Origin of the sequence: Planococcus sp. MB-3u-03, from assembly GCF_002833405.1 — a bacterium.
GTDB lineage: Bacteria > Bacillota > Bacilli > Bacillales_A > Planococcaceae > Planococcus.
Map to the genome: position 1 here is coordinate 3,164,052 of NZ_CP025135.1, position 15,843 is coordinate 3,179,894.

Genomic DNA, 15,843 nt, shown 5'->3' on the forward strand with positions numbered 1-15,843 from the left:
TCAATAAAAATTGATTTAGGTTTACTTCTATTTGTCGGCTTTAAATCATATCAAAGTGAAGGAAATCTTTTCAGAGCGCACAAAGAATTCACTTAGAACGCTTTTCGTTGATAAATAAGGGTAGTAATTCCCCACGAAGTGAGATAGAGTCCCACGATAATAAGTGTGGCCCACGTATATAAAGTTGTAACGGATAAGTTGACTATAAAATCAATCATTCCTGTTAAGTGCTCGGCTATAAACAATCCTATCGGTCTTGCTAAAAAGGTTAAAAGGATAAAGGTGGCGAGAATAACAGTCGTAATATAGCCTGGTTTGAGTATTTGAAACAATGGAAATGTTAGTGCAGCAAATAACAAGAATAAGCCACTGCCAATTGAAATATCAGTCAGTGTAAATGGTGTGTTGAAAACGAATAAGGCTAAACTTGTGATCCCAATAGCTAAAACCATATAAACAATAGCTCCCAGGTAGCGTGATGCGATAATTTCCCTACGCGTATAAGGCAAGGAATTTAATAATATATTCGTCTCTACTTTTTCATCGTAAGCGTAAGTATTAAAGGGAATAAAAATACTGGCAACGAGAATAGTTAGAATTGGTGGTGCCCCCATAATGATAAAGAATAAGATCGCAGGAATAAATAACAGCAACTGCCTTTTTTGGAGTATGACGTCGCGTCGAATTAAATTAAACATGCGATAAACCTCCCTTCAAGTAGTACATGATATCTTCAAGAGATGCGCGTTCAATGACAACGGCCTCTCCGAAAATAGCTTTTACTGCCTGACTATTGTCTGATAAGGCTTCAAATCCGGTTGAAGACCGGTGAACGTGGATAAAAGATTTTTCAGTGTCTTTATCCAGAAGATCTAATCTTCCTTTTACGATGACATAATTATCAGCTATATCGTGAATGGTGTGATTAAATACCAACTCTCCACTTTGAATAAATGCGATATAGTCTGCTATACGATCTAAATCAGATGTAATATGCGTAGAGAAAAAGATAGTACGCTTTCCATCAATCATCAATTCCTGCAATAAATCCAATAGTTCGCGTCTAAAAATGGGGTCTAAGCCTGCTGTTGGCTCGTCCATAATAATCAGTTCCGCATGATGTGATAAGGCTATCGCCAATGAGGCCTTCATCTGCATGCCTTTGGAAAAAGTTTTTATTGCCTTATTAAGCGGTAATTCGAACTGTTTTATGTATTGATGAAATACTGCATCATCCCACTGTTTGTAAGCCGGGGCGACTATACGTTCAATATCTTTTAAATTTAGTCCTTCAAAGAATACATTACCATCGTATACAAACCCGATGCGCTCTTTAATCTCCTTTTCATGCGTCTTGTACTCCAACCCAAACACTTTCACTTCTCCAGAATCTGGTTTTAAAAGGTTCATTATCATTTTTATAGTTGTTGACTTACCAGCCCCATTTGCTCCAATGAATCCTGTTACAAAGCCTTGCTTCACTTGCATATCAATGTTTTCAACAGAAAACCCTTTGAACTTCTTCGTTACGTTTTTCAATTCAATAATATTTTCCATCTCAATCACTCCTCATATAAAATCTTCAATAGTTGCTTCAGCTCATCATAAGAAAGACCAATCTCTCGACTATTCGTTATGACAGCATTCAGCTGTTCTTCAATGACCTTCAATTTCTTTTCTTTGATCAGTTCTAAGTTTTGCTCCGCAACAAAAGAGCCTTTGCCAACAATGGAATAGATAAAGCCAGCCTTCTCCAATTCCTCATATGCACGTTTTGTCGTTATGACACTAACATGCAAATCTTTTGCGAGTTTCCGCATAGAGGGAATTGCTTCGCCTTCCTGTAGTTCCCCAATTAAAATAGCAGATTTTATTTGATATGAAATTTGTTCGTAAATCGGCTCTTTCGAACTGTTAGAAATAATTATTTGCATACTAATCCTCTTCTAAATTTTTAATATCCATATATTGTAATTTATTGTACTGATTTAAAAGTGTAAGTTTTCAAAAATTCACATCCTGAATCAATACACAATCAATAAATATAGAAATAATGTATATATACTATAAATACACTATATACAAATTCAATTTATCGTGCAACTATTATTATTTAATACAAAAGCAAGTATATTCCAGCCAGTCTAAAAGAATCGAAAGGTAATTTGATATCAACATATTCAAAATAGATTTTCAAAATCAAATCAATTTAAAAACTACTTTATAAAAAGAAGATGAGTTTTCAGTCTCATCTTCTCATCTCAAATATTTAAGTAACTCCCTGTAAGCTGCGATATGTAAACTCATATTATTTCAAATTGAACTTTCTTGCTGAGTGGATATTATCTAATTTATGATTTACAGGTGGATATAGCACTTTTCATCTTGACTATTACTTAAAGAATTGGCCGATTATGCGAGGAATAAACCCTAGTACATCCGATAAAGAGAACGCGATTTCAGCTTTCTCGAAGTTATCAAGTGAAGGCTTGTCTATATCGTTTTCCAATGGTCCTTGAGTAACCGTATCACCTTGAATTGGCTGGCACCCATCTGTAAAACGGATACAGATTGATGTACAGTTAAACAGATCCGGAGAATCCATTACCTGAAAGTGAATATGCGGTTCTGAGGAATTACCGGAATTCCCGCACAAGCCGATCATTTGGCCTTGTTGAACCGTTTCTCCTTCTCTAACTTGAATCGAATTTTGCTTAAAGTGCGCCACCAGACTGTATTCGTCAACAGAATGCCTCATCACGACATAATTTCCAGCTGGCTGTGATTCATTCATATCCCCAGGCGTATTGTCCTTAACGCCACCGACTACTTTAACGACTTGGCCAGTTGCCGGTGCCACAAGCTCTTTGTTGAATGCAAAGTAATTTTCGTTGAGTATCTCACTCTCCCGGTACGTTTTTTTCTCTTTCATGACCACCAAATCATACGCATACCGCTGAGATTCATAAACATAGTGGTAATTTAAAAACTCATTCTTGCCGCCCCAGAAAACGAACCATTCATCTGTAATCGGCATGATAAACCTGTTTTGTGTAAAGGTTTCATCTCTTCGAGGATAGATCGTATACGGCTTCAAATAAATGCTGTGGATGATGTAATTTTCATCAAAAGAAACAAAAACTGCCTTTTTACCGCTGTTGTCCAGCCAGAGGTAATGCTTAAAATCCCCCATAGATATTTCTTCTGCCACCTGGTAACTTACTACACCTCGATTAGAGGACTTTGCTAATTTACGGAAGTCTTCGAAGCTGATTAACTCCCTGAAATCATTTGAACACTGCTTGTAAATGATTTCAAAGTCGCCGTGTAAAAATCGGTTGCCAAATTCACTGGGCTCTATCACTTCATCTTTTTGCAGCCTCATGAAAGTTCCTCCTTACTCCAACTATTAGTAACAACATGATAATCCAAGATATATATAAGTATACGAGCAACGTTCGGCTAAAGTTCCGGTTTCATCTTTTCTTCTAGGATTAAAATCATGATTTTTAAAAATACTGACATTTAATAGGTGATCAAATCTATGGGAATAGCTCCTCTAATTTTCACCTAAATCCGTTCGTAAAAGTACACATATACAGACAAAAAGGGAGAAAAGAGTCTGATTCCAGTACTTCTTTTCTCCCTTGATATTGGAATGACTTCTAATAAGTTCGGATATCTAACCCTATATCTTTTGAGATTCAAGCTTCAAAAGCATACAGAACAGCATTCTGAATGCATCATTTTTTCTAATGAAAATAGTTTGAAATGATTTTCTGGTGAAGTCAGTAAAATCCAGGAACTGAATGTAACTTAATTAGACATAAGTTACATTCAGATTTAAATTTTAACAACAAAAATGCCTCTCAAAAGGCATTTTCAGCGATATTTATGACCATTTTCTTCATCGTCTACCCATTGTTTATTCTTTAAGTCATACGATGTGCCTTCGTCGTGAAAAACAAAGTATGATGGCAAATCAATGAAGCCCACCTGCGGTTTCCCAGCATTGACGGAACCAATCTGCAAATACCTGTTGTTCTTGTGGAACTAACGTTTCCTCATTCTGCTCGTAAAAGTCAAAAATGCCTCCAGCTGATCATCATTTACCTGATAATATTCTACTTCTGGCAGGACCTCTTCACTTCCAGCAAAACTGTTTGGTCATTTCCTTCGTTGAAAACTTCGTTGGCGTCTTTATCCATGGAGAACATGGTTATGGATAGTTCGAACCTGGTAGGTTCAATAGATGGGGTGAAATCTAAAAGGTCTATGTCAGAAGAAAAATTGTATGTAAAAATTCTTTTCATATTTGAAACCACTAAAGGAGATTCTTTCTCCAAGTTGGCTTTGATAGAACTGATATACTCATCGACCGAAAACATAAATAAACCTCCTTAAAATTGTTTAAAAGCATTGATTATGACATTGATTTACCGATTTAAACTACTAAATATCATAACACCAATAATTGGAACTTAACTACTTATTTTATAAATATTTCAACTCTTTTAAAGGTATTAATCTCCGATAAATGAATGTAACTTAATTGCTAATAAGTTACATTCGTTTTCATATTCTAAATGGTAAAGATAGAGACTCTTCTTCCATCTCTCAATCATAGACAGCAGTCTTTTCAATAATTCGAGCACATCATTTCTACAAAATACTAGACGTTCACGCCCGCCTAACACTTTTTTGTTGGAAGAATGGACGAATTCCCCAGTCAGTTCCAGCTTTTCAGGGGAATTCGTAAATAAAGAGAGCCATGCCGTAAAGATACTTTTCATAGTTGCTGCTGACGTTTGATCAAAAAGGGTCACCCCATAATAATTTATTCCTGTGTTTTCTTTCGTCATCGATATTGCTGGATTTTTACATGGAATCCAGTTCAAAGAATCGGCTATGTATTGAATCAAATCGTCTGGTATATCTATAGAGTCAATAATGTCTATATTTTGTTCAATGCGCTTCATCAATTCTGGTTAGGCCACTGTATTGGGCACTAAGAAAAATTCATGTTCTAGGCTCATCTTTTTTCCCTCCTTAAGCTTTCAGTTTCTGGGGTTTTGAATGTAACTTAATTCACATTAAGTTACATTCAGATTCAACAAAACGACTGCAGGTAATTGTTGAATACCTAAAACAAAGCCACTCCAAAGCAAATTCTCTTTTTGAAAAGTATTTTTTATATCCCTGTAGGTCTTCTAACATCCCATTCCCAAAACTTAGAGCCTTGAGCGATAATCAACTTTTCAAGCCAATCTTCGAATGTCATTCCAATGGATATATCGTCATCGAAATCATTTCCTGTTTCGAACCAGCTTAAATACCCGCCCTCTATATGCTGATTCGTAACGATAAGAAAAGAACCATCGTAGCCCATGGCTACTGGATACCAGTTTTCGGGGAAGTCATCAGCGTAATACGATCTATGTTCTAAAATTTGTTCTATCGTGTAAAGTTCTATCCCATTATTTCCACCGTCTTTAGTGGAAAAGAGGCGTCCACCGTGATGCAGTCGTAAAAATTCTTCATAATCTTGCGGTAGCTTAAATGGAAAATGCTCGATTTCTTTTTTTGTGGCAGGGGCATTTAGCTTCACATATACTTTTTCCAAATATCCATTCTCCTGTTGGACCCACAGAGCTTCATCCTTATCTAATCTTTTTTTCAAATTACTTATTGCTGAAGTTAATTTAGACATATACTCTTCTCCACCTCTCCGTGAGTATTCTGTATATAATATCAAGATTGTATCTGTAAAGCTTTATTAATAATTTCAAAACTTGATGTTGGCAAATCAGCAAGATAATCAATGAAATTTAGGGGATTGAATGTAACTTAACTGCACTAAAGTTACATTCAGTGTCTAGTCTTTGCCCCAAAACCTCCATTTGGATTTTGCCGGGACTTTTTTCAATTCATCCAGATCGATTTGCAGCTGCTGAACGATGGCCAAAAGCTGTTCTTCCCGTTCCTGGCTCTTTTTCAGTTCGTTTTTCATGTCCGCAAGTACTTCAGTGTGGTCTATCGGATCCTGCAATTGGTTTTTCGGTTGCTGTTCGATGAGTTGCTGCAGGTCGTTGATTTTTTGATTCTGGCCCATGAGCAATTCGACAATCTGATTGAGAGTTTGCGGAGCGACCACCAAAATCAATATCTTCTCCCCCGAACCGGTCCAGCAACTTAGCTTCAACTTCTTCAAAGTTGGTCCGTTTGATTCCTTTCACTCGCTGGTTTTGGATAGTCTGGGCGATCATCTCAATGCATTCTATCTGTTCTTCGGTATAAACCCTTTGATGATTTTGCCGGGGATCTTTTATTACTTCCCCAAGCCAATCTCTTTTTTCCCATTCCCGGAGTTGATGAGCTTCGAGATTCAGTTCTTTTACAAGCCGGCTGATCGGAATTCGCATATTCCCACTCCTTAAATTTAGCTTTATTTTATGCTTGTTTTAAGCTAAAAGAAAACATTTCAGAAGATTTATAGAATAAAAAAGAAACGATTCTTATTACTAGCACCTTCTCAACTTTTTATGGGACTTCCAAATGATAACCTCACGTCAAATTCACAATCTTAGAATATTTCTATAGGAAATTCTCCTTCCGTTGTTTGAGCCACGAAGATTTCATCGGTATGGGTGATTCCTTTCTGGCTCACGGATTTGACAAAGGACTTTATGGCTAACCTATCCATCTCTCTTGGTGTAAAAATTTTCCGTCATTTGGACCCACTCCCATTACGGTTAGGTTCCTTGTACACAAAAACCCCGTGCAATAGACTTTTTCAGTGCCTATTACACAGGGGATAGTTTATAAAAAATATTGTGCTTTTATTTTCGCATAATCCAACCCGTTCGCGCTCCATATACCTTCTCGAAAATATAGGTTATACTTCCAAACTTGGTTTATCATCCTCATTAATTTCCGTTCGTTCAAAAACAATTTGTTGGGATTGTTCGTCCCATTTAGCTAAGATTTTATCCCCTTTTTCAATAGCACCCCCTAGAATTTCACGAGCTAATTTCGTTTCTAATTCACTACGGATTACACGTTTGAGTTCTCGGGCACCAAATTCAGGTTTGTATCCTTCTTCTGAAAAGTGACGAGCTAAAGTTTGATCGAAAGAAATAGTAATACCTTGTCTCGACACATTCTTCGCTACACGTTGTAGTTGAAGTGATACAATCTCGTTTATTTCATCCTTACTTAAAGCACTAAATACAATAATTTCATCAATCCTGTTTAAAAACTCAGGACGGAAATGACTTGCTAATACAGTCATAACCTCTTTTTTTACGTCTTCATAATCTTGTTTAGAAGAACTTTCGCTGTTTAATCGAGTACGAATAATATCTGACCCTAAATTTGACGTAGCTATAATTATCGTGTTGGTGAAATCAACAACTCTTCCTTTTCCATCAGTAAGTCTTCCATCATCGAAAACTTGAAGTAAGATATTGTACACGTCAGGATGAGCCTTTTCAATTTCGTCTAACAATATCACACTGTAAGGTGAACGTCGTACTTTTTCAGTGAGCTGACCGCCTTCATCATACCCCACATACCCAGGAGGAGCGCCTACAAGACGCGCCACTGAATGCCGTTCTCCGTATTCTGACATATCAATTCGTAATAATGCATTCTCATCTCCATAAATAACTTCCGATAAAGCCTTTGCAAGCTCGGTCTTACCTACCCCGGTTGGTCCTAAGAAAAGAAAAGTAGCAACAGGCTTATTTTCTTCACGTAATCCAGAACGAGACAAACGAACTGCATCTGAAACAGCGCTTACTGCCTCTTCTTGACCTACTAAGCGCTGATGTAGTTGTTCTTCCAATCGTAATAGTTTGTCTTTTTCTTCTGTTGTTAGTTCGTTCACTGGAATGCCAGTCAAACGTGAAACCACATGAGCAATATGTTCAGGTTTTACCTCTGTACTCCCTGAGCCTCTTTCGACTTCCCATTCTTCTGTTATTTTCTTTAACTCACTTTCTTTTCCTTCAATCACTTTTGTAAGCTCGCCCGCTTTATCGTACTGCTTTCTATTTGCAACGTAATCTCGTTCTCTTCGAAGTTGCTGCAATTCAGCTTCGATTTCTTGAATTTCCGCAGGTCGTGAAGTGGCAATCAGTTTAACTCTAGCTGCCGCTTGATCAAGAAGGTCAATGGCTTTATCAGGTAAAAAACGAGAAGGAATATATCGATCCGATAACTCTACTGCAGAAATAATAGCTTCTTCGGTTATAGTCACCTTATGATACGCTTCAAAAGTATCGCGCAAACCTCTTAAAATCATAATCGTTTGCTCTGGAGTCGTCTCATGAATAATAACCGGTTGAAATCTTCTTTCTAAAGCTGCATCTGTTTCAATGTGCTTTTGATATTCGTTCAGAGTAGTCGCGCCAATGAGATTCAACTCTCCTCTAGCAAGCATTGGTTTGAAAACGTTAGCTATGTCTAGACCGCCTTCCCCCCCACCTTGTCCAGCTCCTACAATCGTATGGACTTCATCAATGAACATAATTAAATCATCTTTATTTTCAGAAATTTCCTTCAACACTTTTTGAGTACGTTCTTCAAACTCTCCTCTGTATTTTGATCCAGCAACCATAGCGTTAATATCTAACTCCACTAATCGCTTGTCTTTTAAACCTTCAGGTACTTCACCATCAACAATTCGTTGTGCTAACCCTTCTACAATAGCAGTTTTACCAACCCCTGGATCACCAATCAGTACTGGGTTATTTTTTCTACGTCTAGCTAATATCTCTATTGTGGTTTCCACTTCTTCAGCACGACCGATGACCGGATCTAACTTCCCTTCTTTAGCCATCTTAGTAAGATCTCGCGAAAACTTTTCCAGTTCAGGGGTGTTACTCACATTGGATAGACTCCCTTCGTTTTCACCGTTGCCGACAACCCTACTCACTTGCTGTCTTATAGACTGAGGCGTCAAACCATATTTGCGAAGGAGGTTTGCAGCCAGCCCCTCTCCCTCTTCAGATAAACCTATCAAAAAGTGTTCAGGCCCTACATAAGCGTGTCCTAAATCATTTGAAGCAGCAAAAGCGCGACTTAAAGCGTCTTTTACTCGCGGTGACACGCCAATCTCACCTTCATTCAACCTCTCTCCACGTTTAGCTTCAGCTTCAATTTGTCTCTTCAAATCATCCACTTTAATTTTAAATTGGTTAAATACACTTTGAACAACCTCACTATCTGTCAACGCCAACAACAAGTGCTCGGTATCTATTTCGGGTCTGTTATATTCAGATGCATATTGCCCCGCTTTTTGAAGCATTTCTTCCGCATTCTCACTCAATCGGCTAGTTAAAGCACTACCACGCTTACGTTTTGCCACTTCACTCGTTGTTTCATCATAAAAACTTTCTTCACTAACTTCTTCATCTACATTAAAAAATGGCAGTTTGCTCGAAAAAAAGTTGTCGAGCATGGTGCCACGTAGTCCAAATAACGATTCCATAGGAGAAATATTTAATCCATTGCGTTGTAAAACTTCGTGATAATGACCTTCACATAACTGCATAGTTCGTAACTGCCCATTCAAGTTTGCTTGGACTCTTGCTGATGCTGGTTTTCCACAAATATCACATCTACCCGTCGCCATATTTTCTTCCTCCTCCATCAATCGAATTGTTAAAGTATATATAGTTTACCCAAAATTCAGTTAATAAAAACATGGTATTTATAATAATATATTGGTTTTCTACAATTATTGCATACAGCCACTTAATAGAACCACCAGTGCCAAATTTTAGAACCACTACGGACAAAAAATAGAACCACTTAAGACATGAGAGAACCACTCCTATATAATTAGTTTTCGGAATATTCCGTAAATTGATTGTGTAGGAGGTTTTTTATGATCAAATATCGAGAGATTCTCCGGCTAGATGCTCAGGAGGCATCCAAACGGGGAATCGCAGCCAGCTGTAAGTGTTCAAGGAGCACGATTAATGATGTGCTGGAGCAAGCAGAAAAGAAAGGGATTTCCTGGCCTCTACCAGAGGGGTTAGGAGACAGAGAGCTTCAAAAGCTTCTATTCCCGGAGAAGCATGTTAAAGACGAAAGACACTTACCTGACATGGACTACGTCCATAAAGAAATGGCGAAAACAGGCGTTACACTCTCACTCCTCTGGCACGAATACGTAATCGTCTGCCGGAACGGGAATCAGATTCCCTACAGCTATCGCCAGTTCTGCCGGGAATACACGAAGTTCGTCACCACAACCAAAGCGACCATGCGCATTAAACGAAAACCGGCTGAAACCCTGGAAGTCGATTGGGCCGGCACTTCGATGAGCGTAAGAGATCAAACAACAGGTGAAGTACATGAGGTGTCACTTTTTGCGGCCACCCTGTCCTGCAGTGGCTATTCGTATGTCGAAGGGTTCTATTCCATGAACTCACTTCATTGGATTACCGGACATATTCATGCATTTGAATTCTTTGGGGGCGTCACACAGACGATCGTGCCCGATAATTTGAAAACGGGAGTCGAAAAGCCTTCTTATAGCGATCCCGTGATCAACCGGACTTATCAAGAATTGGCCGAGCATTATCACACCGTTGTCATCCCGGCACGAGTCAGAAAACCCAAGGACAAGCCCAGTGTCGAAGGAACCGTCGGTACCATCACCACCTGGATTATCGCTTCACTGAGAAATCAGGTGTTCTTTTCGCTGCAGGAGCTGAATGAAGCCGTTCGGCTTAAGCTGAAGGAATTCAATGAGAAAGAGTTTCAAAAGAAAAAAGGAAGCCGGCTCACTGCCTTCTTGGAAGAGGAGAAGTTTGCGCTTCTCCCGCTGCCTGCTTCCCGGTACGAAATGGCTCAATGGAAGAAAGCCACTTTACAACCAGATTATCATATTGAGGAAGACAAGATGTATTATTCAGTGCCTTACGAATACATTAAACACGTGGTGGAAATACGGGTGACCCGAACAATGGTCGAAGTGTTTTTCAACAACTTCCGAATTGCCTCTCACAAGCGATTGTTCGGTAAAGAAGGGCAAACGTCTTCGCTTTTCGAACATCTGCCAGCCAAGCACCAGCAGTTTCTTACATTTACACCGGCGCATTTCATTGAATGGGGAGAGTCCATCGGACCCTCTACGGAAAAAGCCGTCCGTACGATTCTAGCCAATGGAACCAATGAAAAGCAGGCACTCAAGCTCTGCTTAGGGCTCTCAAAACTTGTTGCCCAGTATAGTGAACGCGAACTTGAGGTGGCTTGCGAGAAGTCATTGGCCTTCTCTCCGAGAGTGAGCTTGAATACGGTCAAAACGATTCTCAAAACAGAGCGTGACATCAAAACGACGACTCAGTCGAACAAGAAAACTGTCAGCCTTTCAAAAGAGCATGGATTTGTCAGAGGGGCAGACTATTACGGGAGGAAAGATCAATGACCATTGAATCTACAATCACCAAACTAAACGAAATGCGCCTGAGCGCGATAGCCGAAACGTATTATAAGCAAATGAACGATCCTCAATACCGGGAACTGTCTTTCGAAGATCGCTTCAATTTATTGATTGACAGCGAGTACATCCGCCGGAAGAACAGCAAATTGGAACGGCTGATCCGTACAGCGAATTTGCGTATGCCAGATGCTTGCATCGAAGACATCCATTACTTCGAAGACAGGAAGCTGGATCGCACCACTATCTTGCGTTTAGCCAGCTGCAATTACATCGGCGAAAAACAGAACGTCATTTTAAAAGGGGCATCTGGAAACGGCAAATCTTATTTAGCATGTGCGCTTGGCGTCAGTGCTTGCCGAAACGGCTATACGGCCAAATACATGCGCCTGCCAGAATTACTGGATGAATTGGCGCTGGCACGATTAAATGGGACGTACCAAAAAACCATGAAAGCTTACCGGAAGGTAAACTTATTAATTTTAGACGAGTGGCTGCTTGTCTCCTTGACTGAGCATGAAGCGCGAGATGTACTGGAAATCGTTGAATCAAGATACCAGAATGCCTCCACCATTTTCTGTTCTCAGTTTGAACCTAGCGGTTGGTATGAACAGATTGGGGAAGCGACGCTCGCCGATGCCATCCTCGATCGGGTCATCCATAGTTCGCATTCTCTTTTTATTGATGGCAAGATTTCCATGCGTGAAAGACTCGGGATTCAGTCATAAGGATAAGAAGCCGCCCGCGAGCGGTCTTCTTATTCTTATGACTGGTTCTCACATGTCCGAAGTGGTTCTAGATTTTGTCCGAGGTGGTTCTATTTTATGGCACGAGTGGTTCTCGAGCTTGTCCTTCTTCATACTACCAGTAGGAATCCAGACTAGAAGAAGAGGAGCAGCTCTAATCAAGCTGTTCCTCTTCTGTTTTTCTTTTAAAAAGAATTTTGAATAGCTGAATTTATTTAGTGGCAACTATAGAATATCCGGAACCGAAAATTATGTTCGTTAAATTAAGATTTTGCGAACATATAAAATCAAAAGAAAGGAAGCTAACTCATGCTGATGAGTTAACTCCCTCTTAGATATGCTTCCATCTAAATATACTTACTCTCGATAAAAATCAAGCAGTTGTAATTGCGTTTACTGCTAAAATGGCATCTGCAATTTGTTCCGGTGTAAGTTCGGATTCATGTTATGCGATGTTTCTCCTGCCACGGTGGCCAGTTCTCCAATTTTAAGTAAATCTTCATAGGGCGCATTTTCTAAATGAAGATCTTTCAGAGTTGTTGGCAACTCAATTTCTTTAAAGAAGTCTGCATAACGTAAGATATCAGATTCTGCGTATCCTTCTAGTACTAACTGAGTCAAGACACCATAGGGCTTTTTGGCCATGAGTCAACTTGTGGATTTCTCCTTCAAGTGCAGTAAAGCCATTATGGATAGCATGTGCTGACGCTAATCCGCCATTCTCGAATCCTAGTCCTGATAATAAGGTGTTCGCTTCGATAATTGCTTCGACTTGCGGTGTGACAAGCCCTTGTTTCGCAGCTCTGTATGCAGCAATACCTTGATCGAACAGCACTTCTTCAGCTTTTTCCGCAATAGCCTGTCCAGCAAGAGTTGCCTCCCGCCAGCCATGGTATTTGAATTTCGTTTCAATGAAGCTCGGGTTTCAACAAACGTGGCCATCGCATCTCCCATACCTGAAGCCAAAAGAAACACCGGCGCATTGACGATTACTTTTGAGTCGACCAAAACCAAATCCGGATTTTGGTATAGAATTTATATCCTTCAAATACTCCATCGTCAGAATAAATTACGGATAGCGCACTGGTTGGTGCATCTGTAGATGCAGTTGTAGGAGCAACCACGACAGCAATTCAAGCGCATCCCCAACGGCTTTTGCCGTATCTATCGTTTTTCCACCGCCTAACCCGATGACAACATCAGCTTTTTGTCTTTCCCTATCTTAGTCAGACGCTCAATTTCTGTATTGAAGCTTCTCCGGTAAATTCTTCATAAATATAAGAAGTATTGGATGCTTGGAAGCTTTCCTCAACTGTACTTCCAGTTATTCCCAAACCGTACTATCGGATAAAACAAAGGGCGTTACTCCAATTTTAGCAACTTCTTCACCAAGCAGACTTAGAACACCAGCACCTTGAATATATTTTTGGTGAAATAAAATTTTCTTTGCATTAATAATTGCTCCCTTCTCTTGAAAAATCGTTTTACTTTAAATAGTGACGTATTGGATTCTTTTCCTGCAACTTCTAAATTACAGGTATCTTCCAGTTAAACTTAACGCTTTCCACGACTTGTTGTCAACGAAGCCGGCTTTTGCCATTTTGATAAAATCTATCGAAAAGAATTCTCTTATTCAACAAAATTTAAAGGGCAATTTAAAATAGAATAGCACTCTAGAAGTCATTTAGAATTTATGAAAATATCTTTCGGTTCTAGTTAATTCCTGGCTTTGTATATGAACAACTTGCCGTGCTCTAATCCATAACCATAAAAATGATGCTTTATCAAGCAAAAGAAAAGGATGATATTAACCTGCCCTCCTTCCGATAAGCCCTCATATGTAAACCGTTCTTCACTCAATTTCCATCTTCGATTAAATAAAAGGCTATAAGAAGTTGACATCTTCCAGATATAATGTAATATATAAATTGCATATGTTAGATATATTGCAAAAGAGCAGGTGGATCAATGAAAAATAATGTGAAAATAACTCGGATGAAACTATCCATCACTCAAGAACAGTTAGCCAACAGAGTTGGAGCAACAAGGCAAACAATCGGATTAATTGAAAAGGACAATATAACCCCAGCCTTCATCTTTGTGTCTATCGCAAAAGAACTGGGCAAAACCTTGACGAATTATTTTGGGAGGTCGAGTAATCATGAAATCTTGGATATCCTTTTTATTACCAGATGACGAATACAAAAGAAAAAGTTGTTGCATTTCCTCTCGGAAGGGGCAATCATCCTTTTCTTATCCCTTCTTGTCACACTCATTAGCAGCAGGTTCATTAACTTTGACACAGAAACAGTTCTCTTTCTGCACGTTGTTCTGTTCGTGATTTACGTTTTAGGAAGATATATCATATCGGGCATCGAATTTACGAATATTGCAACTGAACAGGAATATAAAAAGAATTAAAAGTGATTGTTGTGAAATCAGCCGGATTTACGGCTATGTTTATTTTAGTATATCCATTCATAAGTGGGTTGCCAGCCAGTATCAGTGAATGGCTTGGAACTTTAGGTTTCTCAACATTGGCAGGATTGATGATGTTTTTCATTAATTTCATTTCTTTGAAGCGTTCCTATAACAGAAACAAGGAATTGATGTAAATCGGAGCGTTAGATAAAAAAGGAAGGGACTGTCCCTGAGAGTCATAATTTTCATGACCTTTTGGAGCAGTCCCTTTTTGTTTTAGTTATATGAGATACAACTGATTACTTCCGATAACCTCATGATATGTAAACCTACATCTAAATGAACCCGTTGAAAGCTTCTTCTGTATTTATCACTCCCTTTCCCTAGAGGTTTTAGTACGTCAAATATAATATTTAAACATTCATTTGAATGTTTGATTGACAATCCAGCGAAATATTTATACACTTGCATTATTCAAACGTTCATTTGAATGTTTGACTAATAGTAAAGTATTCGTTAAAGCTAGGATTCACAAAGGAGTTGGTAATGCTGATATCCACTATTTTTTCCGCCACTGCAGCTTATATTGCGACAAGTATTGATTACGTCATCATTTTATTGATTTTGTTTTCACAGACCAAAAAATCCGGCCAATTAAAATCCATTGTCGTCGGCCAGTATTTGGGGACAGCCCTATTGGTTGGCGTCAGTCTATTGGCTGCATCCGGCCTTACCTTCGTTCCGGAACATTGGGTCGGGCTACTCGGACTCATTCCGATTTATCTGGGAATCAAAGTGTGGTTTAAAGAGGAAGGGGAAAACGACGAAGAGGATATCCTGTCCCGATTGTCTTCCGGAAATTCCAATCGTTTGTTTGTAACCGTCACAGTCATTACATTGGCGGCTGGCGGCGACAACATCGGCGTCTACATACCCTATTTTTCAACTTTGAATCCGAGTGAGACCGTTGTGATGCTTATTGTCTTTGCCGTCATGGTCGCGATTTTGTGTTACCTTAGCTACCGTTTGGCATCCGTTAAGTCGGTCTCTGAAACGTTTGAGAAATGGGAACGCTGGATTGTACCGATTGTCTTCATCGGACTTGGCATCTTAATCATGGTGGAGAACGGAACCTTTCGATTCCTTTGGAGTCTGGTGAGCTGAAATGATTTTTCACATGCTCTGTTCCTATAGAAGAAAAACTTACTGCAACCTATTTATTTG

Annotated in this window: 13 protein-coding genes and 3 pseudogenes; 4 read left to right on the top strand and 12 right to left on the bottom strand. The window is 39.2% G+C overall.

The window, feature by feature from the left end; genetic code table 11:
- Positions 1–92 precede the first annotated feature (92 nt).
- The 10 genes and pseudogenes from CW734_RS17055 to CW734_RS17095 form a co-directional block, all read right to left on the bottom strand.
- A complete protein-coding gene (locus CW734_RS17055) occupies positions 93–698 on the bottom strand; it encodes an ABC-2 transporter permease (protein ID WP_101191939.1) in 606 nt (201 codons plus the stop codon).
- On the bottom strand, positions 691–1,557 hold the full coding sequence (locus tag CW734_RS17060; RefSeq protein WP_101191940.1) for an ABC transporter ATP-binding protein: 867 nt from the start codon (positions 1,555–1,557) through the stop codon (positions 691–693). Before CW734_RS17060 ends, CW734_RS17055 begins: the two co-directional genes overlap by 8 nt.
- A gap of 5 nt (positions 1,558–1,562) precedes the next feature.
- On the bottom strand, positions 1,563–1,934 hold the full coding sequence (locus tag CW734_RS17065; protein ID WP_101191941.1) for a GntR family transcriptional regulator: 372 nt from the start codon (positions 1,932–1,934) through the stop codon (positions 1,563–1,565).
- Positions 1,935–2,392: 458 nt separating this feature from the next.
- Entirely contained in the window at positions 2,393–3,385 is a 993-nt protein-coding gene (locus CW734_RS17070; protein ID WP_101191942.1) for a M23 family metallopeptidase, read from the bottom strand.
- Positions 3,386–4,124: 739 nt separating this feature from the next.
- Complete coding sequence (locus CW734_RS17075) at positions 4,125–4,388, bottom strand: hypothetical protein (protein ID WP_101191943.1); 264 nt, start codon at positions 4,386–4,388, stop codon at positions 4,125–4,127.
- Positions 4,389–4,523: 135 nt separating this feature from the next.
- Positions 4,524–4,979 (bottom strand): hypothetical protein, encoded by a 456-nt coding sequence (locus CW734_RS17080; RefSeq protein WP_101191944.1) that lies wholly within the window; start codon positions 4,977–4,979, stop codon positions 4,524–4,526.
- A gap of 212 nt (positions 4,980–5,191) precedes the next feature.
- Complete coding sequence (locus CW734_RS17085; protein WP_101191945.1) at positions 5,192–5,710, bottom strand: SMI1/KNR4 family protein; 519 nt, start codon at positions 5,708–5,710, stop codon at positions 5,192–5,194.
- 165 nt (positions 5,711–5,875) lie between these two features.
- A complete protein-coding gene (locus CW734_RS19300; protein WP_232787121.1) occupies positions 5,876–6,163 on the bottom strand; it encodes a hypothetical protein in 288 nt (95 codons plus the stop codon).
- Positions 6,164–6,260: 97 nt separating this feature from the next.
- Positions 6,261–6,422, bottom strand: a pseudogene (locus CW734_RS20145) (MerR family transcriptional regulator); the annotation flags it as partial.
- Positions 6,423–6,895: 473 nt separating this feature from the next.
- Positions 6,896–9,637, bottom strand: a complete 2,742-nt coding sequence (locus CW734_RS17095; protein ID WP_101191947.1) for an ATP-dependent Clp protease ATP-binding subunit — start codon at positions 9,635–9,637, stop codon at positions 6,896–6,898.
- Positions 9,638–9,892: 255 nt separating this feature from the next.
- On the opposite strand from CW734_RS17095, the gene istA reads away from it, so the two are divergent.
- Positions 9,893–11,440, top strand: coding sequence for an IS21 family transposase (gene istA, locus CW734_RS17100; RefSeq protein ID WP_145990590.1), 1,548 nt, complete (start codon positions 9,893–9,895; stop codon positions 11,438–11,440).
- Positions 11,437–12,180, top strand: coding sequence for an IS21-like element helper ATPase IstB (istB, locus tag CW734_RS17105; protein WP_101191948.1), 744 nt, complete (start codon positions 11,437–11,439; stop codon positions 12,178–12,180). The genes istA and istB overlap by 4 nt, the downstream gene beginning before the upstream one ends.
- Positions 12,181–12,571: 391 nt before the next feature.
- Here the strand turns inward: istB and CW734_RS17110 are convergent.
- Positions 12,572–13,654 (bottom strand): annotated as a pseudogene (locus tag CW734_RS17110) (glycerol dehydrogenase).
- Between the two features lie 512 nt (positions 13,655–14,166).
- On the opposite strand from CW734_RS17110, the pseudogene CW734_RS17115 reads away from it, so the two are divergent.
- Positions 14,167–14,357: pseudogene (locus CW734_RS17115) on the top strand (helix-turn-helix transcriptional regulator).
- Positions 14,358–14,578: 221 nt separating this feature from the next.
- On the opposite strand, the gene CW734_RS18430 reads toward CW734_RS17115, so the two are convergent.
- Positions 14,579–14,761 (bottom strand): hypothetical protein, encoded by a 183-nt coding sequence (locus tag CW734_RS18430; protein WP_157824187.1) that lies wholly within the window; start codon positions 14,759–14,761, stop codon positions 14,579–14,581.
- 407 nt (positions 14,762–15,168) lie between these two features.
- Between CW734_RS18430 and CW734_RS17125 the strand changes: the two genes are divergently transcribed.
- Positions 15,169–15,783 carry a CadD family cadmium resistance transporter gene (locus tag CW734_RS17125; protein ID WP_101192245.1) on the top strand — a complete coding sequence of 205 codons (615 nt, stop codon included), beginning with the start codon at positions 15,169–15,171 and terminating at the stop codon, positions 15,781–15,783.
- Positions 15,784–15,843: the final 60 nt, after the last annotated feature.

Bases quoted from the DNA above. Each gene is read 5' to 3' on its own strand.
- CW734_RS17055 (WP_101191939.1), bottom strand. From the start codon at position 698: ATGTTTAATTTAATTCGACGCGACGTCATACTCCAAAAAAGGCAGTTG.
- CW734_RS17060 (WP_101191940.1), bottom strand. From the start codon at position 1,557: ATGGAAAATATTATTGAATTGAAAAACGTAACGAAGAAGTTCAAAGGG.
- CW734_RS17065 (WP_101191941.1), bottom strand. From the start codon at position 1,934: ATGCAAATAATTATTTCTAACAGTTCGAAAGAGCCGATTTACGAACAA.
- CW734_RS17070 (WP_101191942.1), bottom strand. From the start codon at position 3,385: ATGAGGCTGCAAAAAGATGAAGTGATAGAGCCCAGTGAATTTGGCAAC.
- CW734_RS17075 (WP_101191943.1), bottom strand. From the start codon at position 4,388: ATGTTTTCGGTCGATGAGTATATCAGTTCTATCAAAGCCAACTTGGAG.
- CW734_RS17080 (WP_101191944.1), bottom strand. From the start codon at position 4,979: ATGAAGCGCATTGAACAAAATATAGACATTATTGACTCTATAGATATA.
- CW734_RS17085 (WP_101191945.1), bottom strand. From the start codon at position 5,710: ATGTCTAAATTAACTTCAGCAATAAGTAATTTGAAAAAAAGATTAGAT.
- CW734_RS17095 (WP_101191947.1), bottom strand. From the start codon at position 9,637: ATGGCGACGGGTAGATGTGATATTTGTGGAAAACCAGCATCAGCAAGA.
- istA (WP_145990590.1), top strand. From the start codon at position 9,893: ATGATCAAATATCGAGAGATTCTCCGGCTAGATGCTCAGGAGGCATCC.
- istB (WP_101191948.1), top strand. From the start codon at position 11,437: ATGACCATTGAATCTACAATCACCAAACTAAACGAAATGCGCCTGAGC.
- CW734_RS18430 (WP_157824187.1), bottom strand. From the start codon at position 14,761: ATGAAAAACATCATCAATCCTGCCAATGTTGAGAAACCTAAAGTTCCA.